We start from the raw sequence: 22,183 nt of genomic DNA, 5'->3' as shown, positions 1-22,183 counted from the left end.
AATAAAACAAACACAAATGAGCGTTTTAGTTAACAAAGATTCAAAAATAATTGTTCAAGGGTTTACAGGTAGTGAAGGTACATTTCACGCAGGTCAAATGATTGAATATGGTACAAATGTTGTTGGTGGTGTAACTCCAGGAAAAGGAGGTCAAACACATTTAGATAAGCCTGTTTTTAATACAGTTGCTGAAGCTGTAAAAGAAGTTGGGGCAGACACAACTATTATTTTTGTACCACCTGCATTTGCTGCAGATGCAATTATGGAAGCAGCAGATGCTGGCATCAAAGTGATTATTACAATTACTGAAGGAATTCCTGTTGCAGATATGATTAAAGCCTCAACATATATTAAAGATAGAGATTGTAGATTAATTGGACCTAATTGTCCAGGTGTTATTACACCAGGTGAAGCTAAAGTTGGTATTATGCCAGGTTTCGTTTTCAAAAAAGGGAATGTAGGTATCGTTTCTAAATCTGGAACATTAACTTATGAAGCTGCAGATCAAGTTGTAAAACAAGGTTTAGGTATCACAACTGCAATTGGTATTGGAGGAGATCCTATTATTGGTACAACAACTAAAGAAGCGGTTGAGCTATTAATTAACGATCCTGAAACGGAAGCTGTTGTTATGATTGGTGAAATTGGAGGTCAATTAGAAGCAGATGCTGCAAACTGGTACAAAGCTAGTGGAAGCAAAAAACCAGTTATTGGATTTATCGCTGGAGAAACTGCACCTGCAGGACGTACAATGGGTCATGCTGGAGCAATTGTTGGAGGTAGTGATGATACGGCTCAAGCAAAAAAGAAAATTATGAGAGAATGTGGTATTCACGTTGTTGATTCTCCTGCTGAAATTGGAAAGAAAGTAGCAGAAGTAATGAATAGCTAAGATATTTCTTGTTAAAATAAACACAAAACTTTTACGTTATAATTCCGTTGACATTATCTTGTTAGCGGAATTTTTTTTACAACTAAATCAATCTAAATGAAACACATTAAACTAATCATGTTGTTTTGTATTGTCGCGCTTGCGTACAATTGTAAAACAGAAAACAACAACAACAAAGATTTGGCTTACGCAGTTAAATCTAACAAAGATGCCAATGGCATTGCTTACGAAACAGTAACAAATGACCCAACAGGTTTACGTCTGTATACCTTAGAAAACGGATTAAAAGTGTACCTCAGTAAAAACGTAGAAGAACCAAAAATTCAAACCTACATCGCAGTAAGAGCTGGCTCTAATTATGATCCAAAAGAATCTACAGGATTAGCACATTATCTAGAACATATGGTGTTTAAAGGTACAAGCGAAGTAGGTACAGTAGACTGGGAAAAAGAAAAAGCGTATTTAGATCAAATTTCAGATTTGTATGAGCAACACAGAGCAGAATCTGATCCTGATAAAAAATTAGCCTTATATAAAAAAATTGATGAAGTGTCTTTAGAGGCTTCAAATTTTAGTGTGGCTAATGAGTATGATAAAATGACGAGCTCGCTTGGAGCAACTGGTACAAATGCACATACGTGGTTTGAAGAAACAGTTTACAAAAATAAAATACCTGCTAATGAATTAAATAAGTGGTTAGCATTAGAGAGCGAACGTTTTAGTGAGCTTGTATTACGATTATTTCACACAGAATTAGAAGCTGTTTTTGAAGAATTTAATAGAGGTCAAGATAACGATTATAGAAAAAGCTATGCAGCAATGTTAGAAGGTTTGTTTCCTAATCATCCTTATGGTCAACAATCAACAATAGGAGTTGCTGAGCATTTAAAAAATCCGTCATTAGTAGATATTAATAATTATTTTGAGAAATATTATGTGCCAAATAACATGGCAATGGTATTAGTAGGTGATTTGGATTTTGATGCAACAATTAAAAAAGTAAATGAAACTTTTGGTAAACTAGAAAAGAAAGAGGTTGTACACCCTACACTTCCAAAAGAAGATCCTATTACTTCTCCTATAATAAAAGAAGTTTTTGGCCCTACAGCAGAAACGGTTTCTATTGCATTTAGATCTAAAGGTGTAAATACCGAAGAAGAAAAATTAATGACGGTTGCCGATATGATTTTGGCAAACGGTAACGCTGGTTTAATTGATTTAAATTTAAATCAAAAACAAGCAGTACAATATGCAGGTTGCTCTCCAACATTTTTAAACGATTATGGATATCATTCTTTTGATGGTTCTCCAAAAGAAGGGCAAACTCTTGATGAAGTTAAAGATTTAATTTTAGCGCAAATAGAAAAACTTAAAAAAGGTGAGTTTGAAGATTGGATGATTGATGCTGTTGTTAATGATTTAAAATTAAGTCAAACACAACAATATGAAAATAGTACTGCCTTAGCGTCTATGTATTATAATGCGTTTATTCATCATGAAGATTGGGCTAATAAAGTGAAATTTTTAGACGATTTAAAAAAAGTAACCAAACAAGAAGTTGTTGATTTTGCTAACAGATTTTATAAAGATAACTACGTTGTAACATACAAGCGTCAAGGTGAAGATACGTCTATTGTAAAAGTTGCTAATCCAGGAATTACACCTGTGAATTTAAATAGAGACAAAACATCTCAATACATGCAAGATTTTAATGCAATAGAGTCTGAAGATTTACAACCTAAGTTCGTTAATTACAAAGAAGCAATCAAAGAAACAGACTTAGATAACGGTATTAAAGTGTCTTATATAGAGAATGAAATGAATGATTTATTCGATATGAATATCATTTTTGATATGGGTAGCGATAACGATAAAAAGTTAGGATTGGCTGCTGGTTATATGGAATATCTAGGTACTGATAAATATTCTGCTGAAGAATTAAAGAAAGAATTTTACAAATTAGGTATTAAATATTATGTAAGTGCAGGAGCAGAAACAACCTATGTTGGATTAAACGGTCTTAAAGAAAACTTGCCTAAAGGATTAGAACTTTTAGAGCATCTCTGGAACAATGCTGTGCCAGATCAAGAAGCCTATACAAAATATGTAGAGTCAATCACAAAAGGTAGAGTAGATGGTAAATCGCAAAAAGGAAATATTCTTTGGAACGGTTTAATGAATTACGGTAAATATGGGGAAAATTCGCGTTTAAGAAACATCTACCAAACCAAAGAGCTTAATGCAATGGATCCTGCTCAATTAGTAGATATCGTAAAAGGAATGAAAGATTTTGAACAACGTATTTTTTACTACGGAAAAGATATCGATGCAGCTGTAGCAGCTTTAAATACGAGTCATAAAGTTTCCGAAGAATTAAAAACCTACCCAGAAGCAATGGCTTATCTAGAAAAAGAAACTGGAGGAAATGTATACTTCGTTGATTTTGATATGGTACAATCTGAAATGTTATTCTTAGCAAAAGGAGATCCTTTTAAAGCAGAGAATATGGCAGCTTCAACATTGTTTAATACGTATTTTGGTAGCGGATTATCATCCATCGTTTTCCAAGAAATTAGAGAATCTAAATCATTGGCTTACTCGGCATTTTCAAGCTATAGCAATGCCAGTAAAAAGGAGAACAACAATTATGTGATGGCCTACATGGGAACGCAAGCCAACAAAATGCCACAAGCCGTTGATGCTATGATGGAGTTAATGACAAACATGCCAGAAGCAGAAGAGCAATTTAATGCAGCTAAAGAGGCAACATTGAAGAAATTAGCAGCACAACGTATTACTAAATCTGGTATATTTTGGAGTTACGAACGACTTAAAAAATTAGGAATCGATAACGATAATAGAGAAGAATTGTACAATACCATAAAAAACATGACTATGGATGATTTACGTGATTTTTTCAACTCTAATATTAAAGGCGAAAACTACAACGTGATGGTAATTGGTAATAAAAAAGACATCGATTTCAAATCATTAGAAAAATTAGGTAAGCTTCAAGAAATGGATATTGATTATCTATTTAATTATGAGCAACCAGAAGAAGTCAAGATGTAATTTTATCTCAATTTCTTCGGAAATATTATAATTCAAAAGCAGTTGCATATATTTGTAGCTGCTTTTTTTAATACACGTAACGCAACATATATGTATTGTCATTTAAAGTAAATACACTGTTAAAAACCTCACAAGAATTTGTGAGGTTTTTATATGTTGCAGAACTTGTATTCATTATATTTGAATACCAAATTTTAAAACACAAATAATGAAACATTTAATCTTAAACCTTTAGTCAATCTATGGGTTTTAAAGAATTAAATGTTCCATGAGACACTAACAAAAATAACAACCAACTCATGAAACTACTAGAAGGAAAAACAGCAATAATAACAGGTGCAAGCCGAGGTATAGGAAAAGGAATCGCAGAAGTTTTTGCACAACATGGTGCAAATGTTGCATTCACATATAGCTCATCAGTAGAGGCAGCAAACGCATTAGAAAAAGAACTTACAACTTTAGGTATCAAAGCAAAAGGTTATCAAAGTAATGCAGCAAATTTTGAAGAGTCTCAAAAATTGGCAGAGGATGTATTAGCCGAGTTTGGTAGCATCGATATTCTTGTAAATAATGCAGGAATCACAAAAGATAATTTACTCATGAGAATGGGAGAAGATGATTTTGATAAAGTCATTGAGGTCAACTTAAAATCGGTTTTTAACATGACCAAAGCGGTTCAACGTACCATGTTGAAACAGCGTAAAGGGTCTATTATTAATATGAGTTCTGTAGTTGGAGTAAAAGGTAACGCAGGACAAACCAATTACGCAGCATCAAAAGCAGGTATTATTGGGTTCTCTAAATCTGTAGCTTTAGAGTTAGGCTCAAGAAACATTAGAAGCAACGTGATTGCTCCAGGTTTTATAGAAACAGAAATGACAGCAAAATTAGACGAAGAAACCGTTAAAGGTTGGAGAAATGCCATCCCATTAAAACGTGGTGGAAGTCCTGAAGATATCGCTAACGCATGTGTGTTTTTAGCAAGTGATATGAGTGCTTATGTTACAGGACAAACATTGAATGTTGATGGTGGTATGTTAACTTAAAAAGTTATCATAGTTGGCACTAATGAAATACTATTTCGATACTGAAGATAACGGTCCATCTAGAGAAACGTCACATCCTAACTTTGTGAATGCAATGACATCTGACTTCTATTTTAGTTGTCTAGATGAATGTTCTCCCTTTGGAAATGACGATGGCGCAGATTTGTTATATAATCTCGAAGATTGGTACAGAGAAAAAAAATGGACTCGAAATATTGTAAAATGGATGTTCAACCAAATCGACGAAATGGGTTTTGAATTTCAAAGTGAAAGCTGCTCAACACTATTAGATTTAAAAACAATTAAAGAAATTGATGACAAAGATGAATTTTTAATTTTAGCCATGGATAATTCTATAATAGCAACTGGCTTTGGTCAAATTAAAATTACAGGAAAAATTGATAAAAAATTAAAGGCGTTAACTTTAATAGCTTTAAAAAGACAACTGTTAATTGCGAGTGAAGACAAAATCAATATAGAGTATCTCAATAGAATTGAATTAATGAGCTCTGATTTATCAAAATTTGAATAAAAATGAATGTCAATACGTAGTAAATAAAACTGGTAACATGCTCAAATCAATAATCCCAAAACTACCAATGCGCAACAAAGCAATCACAAAAGCGTATTACTACAATTTGGGATTTAAACCATTGGGAGATATAGATTATGATGGTTATTTAATGCTTATAAAAGATGATATTGAGATTCATTTTTTTGAATTTACAGCGTTGAATACAAAAGAGAATTATGGGATGGTTTATATGAGAACAGATACTATTGATGAGATGTATAAGTTCTGTTTAGATAATAATGTTGACATTCATCCCAATGGAGATTTAGAAATTAAACCTTGGCACATGAAAGAGTTTGCCTTGTTAGATCCAGATAATAATTTGCTAACTTTTGGCCAAATGGTATAATTAATAAAATTGAAGAAAATAAAAAATAATTGCAAACCCAAACCTTAACATTTATCATAATAGCAGGAATTATAGCGTTAGCATTAGCGCTTTTTCAGTATGCTTTTAAATCTAAACTCAAAGGTAAACGTGCTTGGGTATTAACTGCGCTTCGTTTTGTAACATACTTCTCCATTTTTTTATTATTGATAAATCCTAAATTTGATAAAGTTACGTATTACAACGAAAAACCAAATTTAGTGGTGGCTGTAGATAATTCAGAATCTGTAACCTATCTTAAACAATCACAAAATACTTTAGATTTAATTCAAAATTTAAAAGCAAACGACGCCTTAAACGAGAATTTTGATGTTGAGTTTTATAGCTTCGGAAAAGAGCTGCAACAATCAGATTCTTTAAGTTTCAATGAAAAGCAGTCTAATCTCGCTTTAGTGTTTGAACGCTTATCAGAAGTGTACAACAACACCATTTCTCCAACCCTTATCATTTCCGACGGAAACCAAACCTACGGAAACGATTATGCTTACATGACCAAACGCTATAAACAATCTGTGTTTCCGGTTATTTTAGGAGACACGATAACGTATACAGATTTGAAAATTCAACAATTAAATGTGAATCGTTATGCGTATTTAAAAAATAAGTTCCCAGTAGAAGTCATAGCAACTTATAATGGAAACTCAACAGTTAATACACAATTAAAAATTTCTGTAGGAAATGCAACCGTATTTTCAAAACCCTTAACCTTTAGTAAAACTCAAACGTCGCAAATTGTTAACTTCACATTACCAGCAAATAGAGTAGGAGTTTCAACTTATAAAGCACAAGTTGTGCCTTTAGATAACGAAAAAAACACGATTAATAACGTCAAGAATTTTGCGGTTGAAGTTATAGATCAAAAAACAAACGTGGCTATTGTTTCAGATATATTGCATCCAGATTTAGGAGCACTTAAAAAATCAATTGAAAGCAATGAGCAACGCAATGCAGATATTGTATCAACACTTGAGTTTTTAAATACATCCAATGATTATCAATTGGTAATTGTATATCAACCAACCAATAATTTTAGAGCTTTATTTAAAGAAATCGACAAATTAAAGCTCAATAAAATTGTTATTACGGGTACAAAAACAAATTGGTCATTACTTAATCAATTGCAAAGTAATTATAAGCAAGAAATAACTCGTCAAGATGAAGAGTATCAACCAAGTTTAAATCCTAACTATGGAACTTTTATAGTTGATAACTTAAATTTTAGCGAATTTCCGCCGTTACATGGAGCATTTGGCCAAACCTCTTTCACTGTCCCTTTTGAAACTATACTGTACAAAACCATAAACGGAACTCAAATTGATGAACCACTTTTAGCAACTTTTGAAATTAATGATAAACGCGAAGCCTTAATTCTAGGAGAAGGGTTATGGAGATGGAGAGCCCAAGCGTATCTTAATGAAAACTCCTTCAATACGTTTGATAATTTTATAGGGAAATTAGTACAATATTTAAGTACTAATCAACGCAGAACACGCTTAAACGTTAATTACGAGTCATTTTATAATGGTAATGATAATGTAAAAATTACAGCTCAGTTTTTTAATAAAAATTATGAATTTGAAGACAATGTAGATTTAAACATAATATTAAAAAATAGTGAAACTACCAATGAAAAAACGCTGCCCTTCGTACTCAAAAACGCTAGTTACGAAGTTGATTTAAGCGGATTAGAAGCTGGAGACTATACATTTACAGTCAAGGTGAATAATGAGAATATTTCAAAATCTGGAACGCTTAAAATTCTAGATTACAATGTAGAGCAACAATTTTTAAATGCTAATGTAACAAAACTTCAAACCTTAGCGACTAATAGTGATGCAACCTCTTATTTTATTGAGGATACATCAACATTAATTGATGATTTAATAAACGATTCTAGGTTTGCAACCATTCAAAAAAGCACTAAAAAAGTTGTACCTTTGATAGATTGGAAATACCTGTTAATACTCATTGCTTTAAGTCTAGCAGCTGAGTGGTTTATTAGAAAATACAACGGACTTATTTAAAAACTTAAACTATGGAAAAATTACCTAAAGGAGGTGTTATCACACTTATTATTATTGTAGGCGTATTAATATTATTATTCAAATCTGTTGTCACGATAGACTCTGGTCATGCAGGAGTTTTATACCAATTAGGAGGTGGAGTTGATCCAGAAAGCGAACCATTAGGTGAAGGTATTAATTTTGTTGCACCATGGAATAGCGTCATTGATTATGAAGTGAGACAACAGGAATTACCAGAAAAAATGTCGGTTTTATCTTCAAATGGTTTAGATATTAAATTAGATGCCTCTGTGTTATATCAACCAGATTATAGTAATTTGAGTAGGTTACATAAAGAAAAAGGTAGAGAGTATATTAGTAGAGTATTACAGCCAGCAATTAGAAGTGCAGCCAGAAGTGTTGTTGGACGTTATACGCCTGAGCAATTATATTCTAGTAAGCGTGATGCGATTCAAGATGAAATTTTTGAAGAAACTAAAAAAATTGTTGAACCACAATTTATTCAACTTAATAATATTTTAATTAGAGATGTGACTTTGCCACCTACCATTAAAGAAGCTATTGAGCGAAAATTAAAGCAAGAACAAGAGTCTTTAGAATATGAGTTTAGATTAGTTACTGCTGAAAAGGAGGCCGAAAAAGTAATTATTGAAGCAAAAGGTAAAGCCGAATCTAATAGAATTTTGAGTGCCTCTTTAACAGATAAAATTTTGCAAGATAAAGGGATTGATGCTACGATTAAACTATCTGAATCACCAAATAGTAAAGTCATTGTAATTGGATCTGGAGATTCTGGGATGCCAATTATTTTAGGTAACCAATAAGTAGAATGAGACGCTTTATTTTCATATTTTTTATAAGTTATAATCTTGCTGCTCAAGAAAACACCAAACATCATTATCTTGATTTTGTTGAAGCTTATCATCATAAAGAAAGTAAAGTACCTTTATACGTTTATGATCAAATAAATGGTAATATTGTTGATACGCTGCAGCCAATTGAGAATGCATTAGATTATTATAAAATTGCTATCATAAGCAGTGAATATGGCTGGTTTAAAATCAAAAATATTCAAAAGTTGCCCAATACTCTAAAAGATTATGGTTATGAAAATCATTGGGTGACCTCAAAAAACTTCATAATTCATGTAGATAATTATGATGAAAATCATCAAGTGTATTTGTATGATTTGCCTTCAAAAAAAGCAAACAAAATTCATAAAGTGAATAACTATCAAATAACCTCGGTGATTGAAATTAGTGATTTATGGGCAAAAGTACAATTTCAAGTAGGTAAAAAAACGATAGAAGGTTGGCTCTATTTTAAAGATCAATGTGCCTATCCTTGGACGGTTTGCCTCAAATATGAGTAATCTATAAATAAAGACCTAAATATTAATAATATCATAAATCGTCTTGTAAGATTTGGAATTTCAAATAATAATTTGCAATCTTTGTTGAGACAAAAACAATTATGAATTTTATTTCTTTACATCATCATTTTCATGTAATCGCTCAAGCGAGGTGAAAGTGTATTGAATAAATTCAAAAATATATTTTAAAAACCCGTTTGATATTTCAGATGGGTTTTTTGTTTTTAAAAAGGTCTTTACTGGTATCAAGCTTAAAACAAAAGATTCCTGCTTTCTCAGGAAAATACTATGAAAAAATTAAAAATAGCTGTACAAAAATCAGGACGACTTAATGAAGATTCTATGAAAATCCTAAAAGATATTGGGATTTCTATAGACAATGGTAAAGATCAACTCAAAGCATCTGCAAAGAATTTTCCTTTAGAAGTATTTTACCTCAGAAATGGTGATATTCCTCAATATTTAAAAGACGGTGTTGTTGATGTAGCAATCATTGGAGAGAATGTTTTAATAGAAAAAGGAAATGGTATTACCATCATAGAAAAATTAGGATTCTCATCTTGTAAAGTCTCAATTGCAGTTCCAAAATCTACAACGTATAACACTATAAAAGACTTAGAAGGCAAACGTATAGCGACGTCATATCCAAATACAGTTAATCAATTTTTAGATAAAAATAATGTAAATGCTAATTTACACATTATAAACGGTTCGGTTGAAATTGCTCCAAATATTGGGTTGGCAGATGCCATTGTAGATATTGTTTCTAGTGGAAGTACGCTATTTAAAAATGGATTAAAAGAGGTTGAAGTCCTTCTAAAATCTGAAGCTGTATTAGCAGTTTCTCCTTTAATTTCTTCGGAAAATCAACAAATTTTAAACAAAATACAGTTTAGATTACAATCTGTTCTTCGTGGCAGGCAAAGCAAATATGTATTATTAAATGCGCCTAATGAAAAACTAGAAACCATCATCAATCTTTTACCAGGAATGAACAGTCCAACCATTTTGCCACTAGCAAAAGAAGGCTGGAGTTCATTACACTCGGTTATTAATAAAAATGAATTTTGGGAAGTTATTGATGAACTCAAACAAAATGGAGCCGAAGGTATTTTAGTATGTCCAATTGAAAACATGGTATTATAATGAAAACACTACTTAACCCAACCAAAGCAGATTGGTCAGAATTATTAAAAAGGCCAACACAAACCGTTGAAAATATAGAAAACACCGTTTCCGAAATTTTTACAGATATTCAGCGACAAGGCGATAAGGCAGTTTCAAAATATACCGAGTTATTTGATGGTGTTCAATTAGAGTCTATGATTGTTTCTTCAGAAGAGATTGAAAAAGCGTCAAGTTTAGTGTCTCAAAACTTGAAAGTTGCCATCCAAACAGCAAAACAAAATATTGAAATATTTCATGCAGCACAAAAAACAAATCGCGTTTCTGTTAAAACTTCAAAAGGCGTTGAATGTTGGCAGGAAAAACGTCCAATCCAAAAAATAGGATTATACATTCCTGGTGGCACAGCACCTTTGTTTTCTACAGTTTTAATGCTAACTGTACCAGCAAATATCGCAGGTTGTAAGGAAATCGTATTATGTTCTCCACCAAATAAAGACGGCAAAATTGCCAATGAAATTTTGTACACTGCCCAATTATGTGGTGTCACAAAAATTATAAAGGTAGGAGGAATTCAAGCTATTGCAGGTTTAACGTTTGGAACAGAATCCATTCCGCAGGTTTATAAAATTTTCGGACCAGGTAATCAATATGTAACTGTAGCAAAGCAACTCGCTACAAAATATGGTGTTGCCATTGATATGCCAGCAGGTCCAAGTGAATTACTAGTTGTGGCAGACGATACCGCAAAAGCAAGTTATGTGGCTTCAGATTTGTTGAGCCAAGCCGAACATGGAGCAGATAGTCAAGTGATTTTAGTGTCGACATCAAAGCAACTTATAAATGATGTCTCTTCGGAAATTGAACAGCAAATCAAACTGTTACCTCGACAAGAAATGACACAAAAGGCAATTGACAATTCTAAATTAATTTATGTTGAGAACGATGAAACGGCTCTAGATCTCATTAACGAATATGCGCCAGAACATTTTATTATTTGCACAAAAAATGAAGACTTTTATGTTGATAATATCTCAAACGCTGGATCTGTATTTATTGGTAATTATACACCAGAAAGCGCAGGAGATTACGCTTCTGGAACCAATCATACATTGCCAACCAACGGGTTTAGTAAAGCCTATTCTGGAGTTAATTTAGATAGTTTTACGAAGAGTATCACATTTCAGAAAATATCAAAAGAAGGTATTCAAAATATTGGTACAACTATAGAGTTAATGGCAGAGGCTGAAGGTTTACAAGCGCATAAAAATGCAGTAACACTAAGATTAAATGATTTAAAGTAAACTGTCATTCAGAGCGAACCGAAGCATCTAAGTAATGAGTTTCCTCACGTTGTTTGGAATAATAAATAGAAAAAAATGAAACAATTCAACATAAACAATCTCATTCGTGAGAACATCAAAATGCTTAAACCGTATTCCTCGGCAAGAGATGAATATAAAGAGTTGACTGAGAATATGGTGTTTTTAGATGCGAATGAAAATCCGTTTCAAAATGGAGTAAATCGCTATCCAGATCCGCAACAACATAAAGTAAAAGCGCAGTTGTCTAAATTAAAAAATGTGGCTCCAGAGAACATTTTATTGGGTAATGGTAGTGATGAAGTACTTGATTTAATTTTTAGAGCGTTTTGTGAACCCAATAAAGATACAATTATAACATTACCACCAACGTATGGTATGTATTATGTTTTGGCAAATATAAATGCTGTAGCAAATATTAGAGTAGAATTAAATTCTAATTTTGAGCCTCAGGTTGATCAAATTTTAAAATCAGCAACAAGTCAATCAAAATTATTGTTTTTATGTTCGCCTAATAATCCTACAGCGAATAGTTTTAGTGCAAAAAATATTGAAAAGCTAGTGTCAAGTTTTAAGGGTATCGTTGTAATTGATGAAGCTTATATAGATTTTTCTAATAATGAATCATGGATTTCTAGATTAGCTGATTTTCCAAATCTAATTGTGACGCAAACCTTATCAAAAGCTTACGGTATGGCCGGAATTAGGTTGGGTGTTTGTTATGCTTCAAAAGAAATAATTTCAATATTAAATAGAGTAAAGCCACCATATAATGTGAATGAATTAACACAATTAAAAGCTTTGGAGCGCTTGCTAAAACCCGAAGATGTTTCCGAAGAAATAAATAGAATTATTACACAACGAGATTGGCTCATTTCAGAATTGAAAAAAAATGAACTTGTGAAAATTGTTTACGCGTCAGATGCTAATTTTATTTTAGTAAAAGTAGATGAAGCTAGTAAGCGCTATTCTCAATTAATAGAAAAAGGGATTGTGGTGAGAAATAGAACATCACAGCCATTATGTGAAAATTGTTTGCGGTTTACGGTTGGAACGCAACAAGAGAATTTAAAATTAATTAAAGCCTTAAAAGACCTGGCAGGTTGTTAAAACCTGTAAGGTCTCATAAACAGATAAACATGATGCGAGTATTATTTATAGACAGAGACGGAACCATAATTAAAGAGCCAGCAGATGAGCAAATTGACTCTTTTGAAAAACTAGATTTCTATCCAAAAGTGTTTCAATATTTAAGTAAAATTGCTAAAGAGTTAGATTTTGAAATCGTAATGATTACAAATCAAGATGGTTTAGGTACAGAGGTGTATCCTGAAAATACATTTTGGCCAGTGCATAATTTTGTGCTTAAAACCTTTGAAGCAGAAGGCGTCATTTTTAAAGAGCAATTTATAGATAGAACCTTTGCCAAAGACAATGCTCCAACACGTAAGCCAAATACTGGATTGTTGACACGCTATTTTTCTTCGGAATATGATTTAGCAAACTCCTTCGTAATTGGCGATCGGTTAACTGATATTGAACTTGCTAAAAATTTAGGCGCAAAAGGAATTTTTATTAATGATAATACCAATTTAGGAACCGATGAAATTACCGTCAAACGCGAAGCTTTAGATGAATTTATTGCTTTAGAAAGCAACGATTGGGAAGCTATTTATGCGTTTTTAAAAACAGATGCAAGAACAGGCAGTATTGAACGAAATACCAATGAAACTAAAATTAAAATTGATTTAAATCTTGATGGTACTGGTAACAGTAATATTGATACTGGAATTGCTTTTTTTGATCATATGCTAGATCAAATTGCACGTCATGGTCAATTAGATTTAGACCTTAAAGTAGATGGTGATTTAGATGTTGATGAACACCACACTATTGAAGATACTGCTATTGCTTTAGGAGAATTATTTTCTACAACTTTAGGTGATAAATTAGGAATTGAGCGTTATGGATTCTCATTACCAATGGACGATTGTTTTGCGCAGGCAGCGATAGATTTTGGTGGACGTAACTGGTTAGTATGGGAAGCCGATTTTAAACGTGAAATGATAGGTAAAATGCCAACCGAAATGTTTTATCACTTTTTTAAATCGTTCACAGATGGTGCAAAATGCAACTTAAATATAAAAGCAGAAGGCACCAATGAGCATCATAAAATTGAAGCTATTTTTAAGGCTTTTGCAAAAGCTATTAAAATGGCTGTAAAACGTGATGTAGAAAAAATGATATTACCATCAACAAAAGGGATGTTATAATGAAACTAGTAATTATAGATTATGGTGCAGGAAACATTAAAAGCATACAGTTTGCTTTTAAACGTCTAGGGTTAGATGCAGTTTTATCAAGTGACCCTGATGTTATTACATCTGCAGATCGCATTATTTTCCCTGGAGTTGGAGAAGCGAGTTCTGCAATGAATATGCTTAAATTAAGTAAATTAGATACACTCATTCCGCAGTTAAAACAACCTGTTTTAGGTATTTGCTTGGGTATGCAATTGATGTGTAATTCTAGCGAAGAAGGTGATACAAAAGGATTAGGGATTTTTAATGTTGATATCAAACGTTTTTCAAATACGGTAAAAGTGCCACAAATGGGATGGAACACCATAACAGACGTAACATCAAACTTGTTTACCAATATTAAAGATGGTGAATTCATGTATCTTGTTCATAGTTATTATGCCGAAATGTGCCATGAAGCTATTTCGTCTACTCATTATCAATTAGACTATGCGTCAGCATTACAAAAAGACAATTTTTATGGTGTACAATTTCATCCTGAAAAAAGTGGAGAAGCCGGAGCACAGGTCTTGAAAAATTTTATCAACCTATAAACTAAAGAAGGCAAAAAATAAATATTTTATATCTAAAACTAATTTATGAGAATAATACCAGCAATAGACATTATAGACGGTAAATGTGTGCGGTTAACGAAAGGCGATTACAGCACCAAAAAAGTCTATAATGAAAATCCAGTAGAAGTAGCAAAAGAGTTTGAAGCTTCAGGAATTCAATACTTACATGTTGTAGATTTAGATGGCGCAAAAGCTAAGCACATAGTTAATTATAAAATACTAGAACAGATAACTTCTAAAACAAATTTAAAAATTGATTTTGGAGGTGGTTTAAAATCTGATGAAGATTTACATATTGCTTTTAATTCTGGTGCAAATCAAATTACTGGAGGAAGTATCGCAGTTAAAGATGCTCAACGATTTGAAAGTTGGATTCAAAATTATGGAGGCACAAAAATTATTTTAGGTGCAGACTGTAATAACGAAAAAATTGCAGTAAGCGGATGGCAAGAAGAAAGTGATTTGGAAGTGATTCCATTTATTAAAAGCTTTGAACAAAAAGGGGTTTCTTATGTGATTTGCACAGATATCGCAAAAGATGGCATGTTAGAAGGACCATCGTTTGATTTGTATAAACGTATTTTAGATACATCTAAAAATATAAAACTTATAGCTTCGGGTGGTGTAACCTCAATTGATGATCTTAATAAACTTGAAGATTTGGGATGTGAAGGTGCTATTATTGGGAAAGCACTTTATGAAGGTCATATCAGTTTGAAGGATTTGGAAACAAAATTTTAAATTGATATGTGAAATTAAAACAAATTTGAGTATTACATATTAGAGAATACATCTAGATGAATGTATTTAAAAATAAATAATTAAATAAAGGATTCCTATTTTCAAGGGAAGTAAATATGCTAACAAAAAGAATCATTCCATGTTTAGATATCAAAAACGGAAGAACCGTTAAAGGTGTCAATTTTGTAGACTTAAGAGATGCAGGAGATCCTGTAGAGCTTGCAAAGCAATATGCCAAATTGGGAGCAGACGAATTGGTGTTTTTAGATATTTCAGCAACATTAGAAGGTCGTAAAACAATGCATGATATGGTGCTAAAAGTTGCAGAGCACGTTAATATCCCGTTTACGGTTGGTGGCGGAATTTCATCCATAAGTGATGTTGATGCCTTATTGCATTGTGGAGCCGATAAGATATCCATCAATTCAAGTGCAGTGAAACGTCCAGAGTTAGTTAATGAATTGTCTGAAAAATTTGGTAGCCAATGTGTAGTTGTCGCCATAGATGCCAAACAAATTAATAATGAATGGATAGTGCATTTAGCTGGAGGAACAATCCCTACAACACTTAATTTATTTGATTGGGCAAAAGAAGTAGAGCAAAGAGGAGCAGGAGAAATTTTATTTACTTCAATGAATAATGATGGTACAAAAGCAGGTTTCGCAAATGAAGCTTTGGCGAAACTTTCAAGGACATTGAATATTCCTATTATTGCTTCAGGTGGTGCAGGAACTGTGCAACATTTTGTAGATACATTTAAAGAAGGTAATGCAGATGCTGCTCTTGCTGCTAGTGTATTTCATTTTGGTGAAATCGAAATTATGGAATTAAAAAAAGAATTGAGAGAACATCATATAGAAGTGAGGCTGTAACTGTCGTTTTTTAAATACAACGATTAAGGCTTAAGTTTGATAGTATTAAAGCTAGTCAGAATTTAACATAAAATAAAAATAAATAATTAAAAGATTTCTGTTTTACAGAAGCAAAAATGAATTTTCGATGAATATAGATTACGAAAAAAATAACGGACTAGTACCTGCCATCATTCAAGACGCTATAACAAATAAGGTGTTAATGTTGGGTTATATGAATGAAGCAGCAGTAAAGAAAACAATTGAAACCAATTTGGTAACCTTTTTTAGCAGGTCAAAACAACGTTTATGGACTAAAGGTGAAGATAGCGGTAACGTACTAAATTTGGTAAATATCAAATTAGATTGTGATAATGATACGCTTTTAGTGCAGGTAAATCCAAAAGGTCCAACATGTCACAAGGGATCAGATACGTGTTGGAATACTGCAAATTCTCAAAGTTATGGTTTCCTCTCAGAATTAGAAGCAGTAATTGAAAGTAGAAAAAACAGTAAATCAGAGAATAAGTCATATGTGGCATCTCTATTTGCAAAAGGAATTAATAAAATTGCTCAAAAAGTAGGAGAGGAGGCAGTAGAAGTTGTAATTGAGGCAAAAGATGATGATAAAACGCTGTTTTTAGATGAAAGTGCAGACTTGCTTTTTCACTATCTTATTTTATTGAAAGCCAAAGGATTTGAGTTAAATGATGTCGTAAACGTTTTAAAAAGTAGATCGTGAAAAACATGAAATTGTGCATTTCGACGAATAAATATGCTTTTTAACGATTTTATTTGGTTTTTAATCGAAAAACAAAAAAAACCATTTGTTGTTCTTAATGTTTTTATAAGTTTGTGGAAATTAATCGTTTAACCAAATTATAATACCCCAAACCTTATGAAAACTACAAAACCTACGTTGTTGTTTTTAATTGCCTCATTTTATTTGAATTTTGCAACAGCACAAGAAAAAAATGGATTAAATAACATAGAAAACCAACTCAATACTTTAGAGATGGTGAGTCAAAATCCAAACCAGGACAATACATCTCCAAACGCTTTAGAGAATGATGGAGCATCTATGCGATCAGTGCCAATTACTTTTACCTATAATGGTAGTTGGTCACCAAGTAACCCAATTGGTTTAGCCACTTCTTTAGATACAGTCATTATAGAATCTGGAAGTTTAAGCATCACGACTAACACGATATGCGATAATTTCATTGTAAACCCAGGAGCTACCGTAACTATTGACGCAGGTGTAACTTTAACTGCTGCACTAGTTGATTTAAATTCTACATCAGCACTTTATTCAGGTTTAATATTAAATGGAAATATAGTTGGTGTAGTCAATTATCATAGATATACATCTCAAATTGGGACCAATGATTTAATTGCATCGCCTGTTTCAAGCGAATTATTTCTTGCATTTGCTACTGTAAATACTGGTAATCTAGCAGCTTCAGGTAATATAAGAGCTTTTGCTCCTTATAATACGACAATTGGCGAATATCAAAATTACAACATTGTAACACATGCAATAACTGAAATTGAATCAGGAAAAGGGTATAGAGCAGCAACAATTGCTGGAAGTTCTTTAACTTTTACAGGAACTGTTAGATCTGATGATGTATTAGATATTCCAATTTTGGATACTGCTCCTGGAGGCGGTTGGAATTTGGTTGGGAATCCTTATCCTTCTTATATCGATTTTAATGCGTTCTTTACGCATAACAAAGATCAATTTGATCTCGTATCGTATCAAGCAATTTATGGTTATGATGGTGATGCTACAAATGGATGGACTATTTGGAACCAAGCTGCAATTGACTCTCCAGTACATAAAGAATTAATAGCACCAGGACAAGCATTTTATGTGAAGGCTAAATCTGGTGGTGGACAAATAGATTTTACAACAGCAATGCGTTGTATGGGTGATTCAGACGATTTTATTGCAGGAAGAAATGCTGAGTCTCCACATTATGGTTATTTAAAATTAGGTTCAAATACATCTAATTCAAGTTATAGTACAGACTTGTACTTTAATACCAATACTACCCAAGGTTTTGATTTAGGTTATGATACAACTTTATATGAAAGTACGCCTCCACCATTTTCTATATATTCTCAATTAATTTCTAATACTACTACAACACCATTTGCTATTCAATCTACGCATCCAGACGATATGTTAAATACAGTAGTTCCTTTAGGTGTTAACGCTTATCAAGGTCAAGAATTAACTATTAGCATTCTAGATACTGATATGCCTACCAATGTAGATGTTTATTTAGAAGACAATGTTAATAATACAATTACATTATTATCAGATATGGATTATGTATTTACTCCTACAACAGATTTATCTGGAACAGGTCGTTTTTTCTTAAGTTTTGGTACAGATACATTAACAACTGAAGAGTCTGAATTAGATTCATTAGAAATTTATGTAAACCGTAATAATGATGTTATTGTTGTTTCAGGTCCTTTAAATAGCGATACTAATGCCAATTTATATGATGTAAATGGTCGTTTGGTTAATACGTTTAATTTAAATGATAGAACTAATAGAACTTTAGATGTTAGTCAATTAAGTGCTGGTATATATGTATTAGAATTAAATAATGACACAAACCTTAAGCGAACACAAAAATTACTTATTAATTAAATTATAAAACATAATTTTATGATATAAATTATACATTAATTATACTTAAAAAGCCATCACAGTTGTGATGGCTTTTTTTCTAATGAAAAATAGAAAGTTTAATCGCGCATTAGAAACACTTAAACTTTGATAATTTATTGCGCATCACTTGCTATGATTTCTAAAGTTTGCTCTATCCAATCTTTATCAAAATCTAGTTTGATTTCTGGTGTAATACCTTTGCTTTCATATTCAATAAATTTATGAAAATTCATATCGGTTGGTGTCACATTAAAATATCCTGAAGGTGTATCATAGTGATATCCATAATTTTTCCCGTAAGCAATAATACCACGAGTTGTTTGACCTAGATGCTTAGCATTTTTATTTTGAAGTAGTTTTAAAGTAAATTGTTCACCATTACTACCAGCAAAGCAATTAGTGATAATATATACGTTTTTATTTTTTAGTAGTTTTACGTAAGGATCTGAGAATTTATCATTACCACCACCATTACTTCTTAGGTCTACAATAACGTTTTTAGCCGTTAATTTATGCTCAACCTCTTTGTAAAACGATTGGTGTTTCTTCTTGTTGCTGTTTCCAAAAGTACCTAGATAGATATATTGAGTCTCGTTGGTTAAGGTTTTAAATGCCCAATTACTTTGATCTTTAATTGGTAACTCATAATTGTTGTCATTACCTACTTTTTTATAAGACCATAAGCGACCATTTTCTAAAGAGAGACTTTTTACAAAGCCAGGTTTTCTCGTATCTGCATCATAATAATACACATTGTATTTTTGATCACTAATGTGTGTTGCAACAAATCTAACTTCTCCAATTTCCCATTGGCTTAAAGTATTTTCTAGTAAAACTCCAGTAAGTGTTTTTTTATCTTCGGAAAAATATACTCCTATTTTCTGAAATTCGCCATACCTGTAAATGCCCTCTATTGCATGTAATGGTTTTGATTTTAATTTTTGTTTTAGCTCCTCCAAATTAATATCGATTTTTGGATGATTTGTAAAGGCTGCACTTTGTTTAAAAGCGTCTAATTTTAAACTATCATTTAATATCTCATTAGATAGAATTTTATTTTTATAGCCTAAACTAAAATGTACATCATTAACTAAAAGCGTTTGTTGTATTAATAATTTATAACAATCTTCAACAGGTATTGATTGTGTCATTTGTGATGCTAATTCTCGATATGTATTTTCAAATTCGTCTTTTTTATCAGCTTTAATTTGTTTTTTAAATGATGGCATTTTTTTCATTTTCTCAACTAGAAAATCTAAATCTGTTTTACAATCACAGGTTTTAGATTGTGAAAAAACAGAAGTGATTGTCAATAGAAATACAAGTAAAATTGTGAGTGATTTTGTCATGATAATTGTTTTTAATGTGATTAAACTTTCTGAAACAAAGATATTTTAGAAATCACTTGTAATACAATAATAATGAGTGTTTGGGGCGAAATGCACCTATTCTGTGGTAGAATGAAGCTGAGCTTTTACGTCTACTAGATAGGTTTTAGAAATTGGAGCTTCTATGGATTGGGAGAGCATTAAAAAATGCTTTCCTTTTTCGGTTTTCCAAGATTTAAAATGAAACGGATTGATTATAAAACTACGATGCGTCTTTAATAATTGTGGGAATGCGATAGACACTTTTGATAATGAATTTCTAATCAAACTTTTTTTAAGCTCGTTACCGTCGAGATAAAAAACTTCTACATAATTATCAGATGATTGGATGCAGATTAAATCATTCAGTAATAAACGTAAGCTTTCATAGTTACCTTCGCCCTGAATTTCTATTTTTTGTTCCTCAAGTTTTTTGTTTTTATATTTTCCGAAGGCAAAACGACCAATAATGAGAATAGGTAAAATAACGGTTAAAGCTGGTAAAAATATACTTTTGGTATGATACCACAATGGGTAAGGATTGGGCTCATTTGGTACGATGATACATAAATAAAATAATCTTGCAATGGTCATTGATAAAAGGGTGAAGCTCAACAGAAATAGGAGTTCATGCTTAATTTTCCAATTAGACTTGCTTTTTCTAAATAGACCGGTTTGCAACGGCATAAAGCACAAGTAGCAAATTGCGATTATGAGTCCGTAGAGAGGAAGATAGATTAATTTTTCTATATCACTAAACTCGTTAACATCCATAGGTTCTGTAAAAAACAGAAATAGAAATATCCATAACGCTAAACCCAAAGCAATTATAGCATGGTTTTTTAAAGATGGATCAAATGGGTATTTGGTATTCACAGATGTATTTAAAGTTTAAAAATATAACTTCAAACAGAACTACCAATAACAATGCGTTTAAAAATTTTGTAAACACTCATAAAATAGCGTTCTTGTTATTTTTCAGATCAATTTTAGTTTTACATGTTTAACAAACGTTATTATTATCTCATAAAGATTCAATATTTAGGCTATCGTTTTCATGGTTGGCAAAAACAACCAAAATTAAAAACGGTTCATTTAATGATTGATAGAACTTTTAATTTTATTCTCGACGGAAAACCTTTTAAAACACTAGGTTCTGGACGTACAGATGCTATGGTTTCGGCAAATGAAACGGCTTTTGAGTTGTTTGTGTATAAAAAAATTGAAGATGAAACGGCGTTTTTAGCCTTATTTAATCATAATCTTCCGCAAGATTTACGAGCCTTAGCTATTGAAGAAGTTGATGCCGAGTTTAATATTATACAGCATTCTAAAATTAAAGAATATGTGTATTTATTTACCTTCGGAAATAAATGTCACCCGTTTTGTGCACCTCTAATGACAACCATTCTTGATGATTTGGATATTGAGATTATGAAGCAAGGCGCTCAATTATTTGAGGGCACTCACAATTTTAAACCCTATTGTTTTAGAGCAACAGATAAAGGTTTGTATAGAAGGACGATTGAAAGTTGTCAACTTACTGATAACACCTTGTTTACAGCGAATTTTTTTCCGAAGAAAACATATACACTTATTGTAAAAGGTAAAGGTTTTGGTAGAAACCAAATCAGGCTCATGATGGGAACACTTATTAAATTGGGTCGAGGTGAAGTTGACTTGGCTTATATAGAAAACTCTTTAAAACCTGACAGTACTGAAGTTATGGATTTTGTTGCTCCTGCATCTGGTTTAATATTAAATGCGGTTGAGTTTGAGTAGTCCTTTTTGTATTGTCTTTTAGAATTAATCAAGACAGTCAATTATGGTGGTTGTTTTTTAGAG

General features: G+C 32.0%; 20 protein-coding genes. 18 read left to right on the top strand and 2 right to left on the bottom strand.

The window, feature by feature from the left end; genetic code table 11:
* Positions 1-16 precede the first annotated feature (16 nt).
* The 17 genes from sucD (at position 17) to TD29_RS15130 (ending at position 18,950) form a co-directional block, all read left to right on the top strand.
* Positions 17-892 (top strand): succinate--CoA ligase subunit alpha, encoded by an 876-nt coding sequence (gene sucD / locus TD29_RS15210; RefSeq protein ID WP_040281839.1) that lies wholly within the window; start codon positions 17-19, stop codon positions 890-892.
* 96 nt (positions 893-988) lie between these two features.
* On the top strand, positions 989-3,964 hold the full coding sequence (locus TD29_RS15205; protein WP_040281837.1) for a M16 family metallopeptidase: 2,976 nt from the start codon (positions 989-991) through the stop codon (positions 3,962-3,964).
* Between the two features lie 299 nt (positions 3,965-4,263).
* Entirely contained in the window at positions 4,264-5,010 is a 747-nt protein-coding gene (fabG, locus tag TD29_RS15200) for a 3-oxoacyl-[acyl-carrier-protein] reductase (protein WP_040281836.1), read from the top strand.
* A gap of 22 nt (positions 5,011-5,032) precedes the next feature.
* On the top strand, positions 5,033-5,542 hold the full coding sequence (locus TD29_RS15195; RefSeq protein ID WP_040281833.1) for a hypothetical protein: 510 nt from the start codon (positions 5,033-5,035) through the stop codon (positions 5,540-5,542).
* Between the two features lie 37 nt (positions 5,543-5,579).
* Positions 5,580-5,933, top strand: coding sequence for a bleomycin resistance protein (locus TD29_RS15190; protein ID WP_040282217.1), 354 nt, complete (start codon positions 5,580-5,582; stop codon positions 5,931-5,933).
* A gap of 29 nt (positions 5,934-5,962) precedes the next feature.
* Positions 5,963-7,996: a hypothetical protein gene (locus TD29_RS15185; RefSeq protein WP_040281831.1), complete on the top strand. Its 2,034-nt coding sequence runs from the start codon at positions 5,963-5,965 to the stop codon at positions 7,994-7,996.
* 11 nt (positions 7,997-8,007) lie between these two features.
* Positions 8,008-8,820 (top strand): prohibitin family protein, encoded by an 813-nt coding sequence (locus TD29_RS15180; RefSeq protein ID WP_040281830.1) that lies wholly within the window; start codon positions 8,008-8,010, stop codon positions 8,818-8,820.
* Between the two features lie 5 nt (positions 8,821-8,825).
* Positions 8,826-9,368 (top strand): hypothetical protein, encoded by a 543-nt coding sequence (locus tag TD29_RS15175; RefSeq protein WP_040281828.1) that lies wholly within the window; start codon positions 8,826-8,828, stop codon positions 9,366-9,368.
* Between the two features lie 288 nt (positions 9,369-9,656).
* The gene (gene hisG, locus TD29_RS15170; RefSeq protein ID WP_040281826.1) at positions 9,657-10,514 is read left to right on the top strand and encodes an ATP phosphoribosyltransferase; all 858 of its coding nucleotides are present in this window, start codon (positions 9,657-9,659) and stop codon (positions 10,512-10,514) included.
* Positions 10,514-11,797, top strand: a complete 1,284-nt coding sequence (gene hisD, locus TD29_RS15165; RefSeq protein WP_040281824.1) for a histidinol dehydrogenase — start codon at positions 10,514-10,516, stop codon at positions 11,795-11,797. Before hisG ends, hisD begins: the two co-directional genes overlap by 1 nt.
* Before the next feature lie 75 nt (positions 11,798-11,872).
* On the top strand, positions 11,873-12,925 hold the full coding sequence (hisC, locus tag TD29_RS15160; RefSeq protein ID WP_040281822.1) for a histidinol-phosphate transaminase: 1,053 nt from the start codon (positions 11,873-11,875) through the stop codon (positions 12,923-12,925).
* 29 nt (positions 12,926-12,954) lie between these two features.
* On the top strand, positions 12,955-14,088 hold the full coding sequence (gene hisB / locus TD29_RS15155) for a bifunctional histidinol-phosphatase/imidazoleglycerol-phosphate dehydratase HisB (RefSeq protein WP_040281820.1): 1,134 nt from the start codon (positions 12,955-12,957) through the stop codon (positions 14,086-14,088).
* Positions 14,088-14,669 carry an imidazole glycerol phosphate synthase subunit HisH gene (hisH, locus tag TD29_RS15150; protein ID WP_040281818.1) on the top strand — a complete coding sequence of 194 codons (582 nt, stop codon included), beginning with the start codon at positions 14,088-14,090 and terminating at the stop codon, positions 14,667-14,669. The genes hisB and hisH overlap by 1 nt, the downstream gene beginning before the upstream one ends.
* 45 nt (positions 14,670-14,714) lie before the next feature.
* Positions 14,715-15,431, top strand: a complete 717-nt coding sequence (gene hisA / locus TD29_RS15145) for a 1-(5-phosphoribosyl)-5-[(5-phosphoribosylamino)methylideneamino]imidazole-4-carboxamide isomerase (RefSeq protein WP_040281816.1) — start codon at positions 14,715-14,717, stop codon at positions 15,429-15,431.
* Positions 15,432-15,547: 116 nt separating this feature from the next.
* A complete protein-coding gene (gene hisF / locus TD29_RS15140; protein WP_040281814.1) occupies positions 15,548-16,303 on the top strand; it encodes an imidazole glycerol phosphate synthase subunit HisF in 756 nt (251 codons plus the stop codon).
* Positions 16,304-16,400: 97 nt separating this feature from the next.
* Positions 16,401-17,024, top strand: a complete 624-nt coding sequence (gene hisIE, locus TD29_RS15135) for a bifunctional phosphoribosyl-AMP cyclohydrolase/phosphoribosyl-ATP diphosphatase HisIE (protein WP_262501117.1) — start codon at positions 16,401-16,403, stop codon at positions 17,022-17,024.
* A gap of 156 nt (positions 17,025-17,180) precedes the next feature.
* Entirely contained in the window at positions 17,181-18,950 is a 1,770-nt protein-coding gene (locus tag TD29_RS15130; RefSeq protein WP_040281811.1) for a T9SS type A sorting domain-containing protein, read from the top strand.
* 134 nt (positions 18,951-19,084) lie between these two features.
* Here TD29_RS15130 and TD29_RS18055 read toward each other — a convergent pair whose 3' ends face one another.
* On the bottom strand, positions 19,085-20,320 hold the full coding sequence (locus TD29_RS18055) for a S41 family peptidase (RefSeq protein WP_052467142.1): 1,236 nt from the start codon (positions 20,318-20,320) through the stop codon (positions 19,085-19,087).
* 96 nt (positions 20,321-20,416) lie between these two features.
* The gene (locus tag TD29_RS15120; RefSeq protein WP_040281809.1) at positions 20,417-21,214 is read right to left on the bottom strand and encodes a LytTR family transcriptional regulator DNA-binding domain-containing protein; all 798 of its coding nucleotides are present in this window, start codon (positions 21,212-21,214) and stop codon (positions 20,417-20,419) included.
* Between the two features lie 123 nt (positions 21,215-21,337).
* Between TD29_RS15120 and TD29_RS15115 the strand changes: the two genes are divergently transcribed.
* Positions 21,338-22,120 carry a tRNA pseudouridine synthase A gene (locus tag TD29_RS15115; RefSeq protein ID WP_040281806.1) on the top strand — a complete coding sequence of 261 codons (783 nt, stop codon included), beginning with the start codon at positions 21,338-21,340 and terminating at the stop codon, positions 22,118-22,120.
* Positions 22,121-22,183 lie beyond the last annotated feature (63 nt).

It is taken from the genome of Psychroserpens damuponensis (assembly GCF_000826655.1).
GTDB classification, from domain to species: domain Bacteria; phylum Bacteroidota; class Bacteroidia; order Flavobacteriales; family Flavobacteriaceae; genus Psychroserpens; species Psychroserpens damuponensis.
The sequence above is the reverse complement of the archived record's forward strand: the minus strand, read 5'-3'. Positions and strand labels throughout refer to the sequence as shown.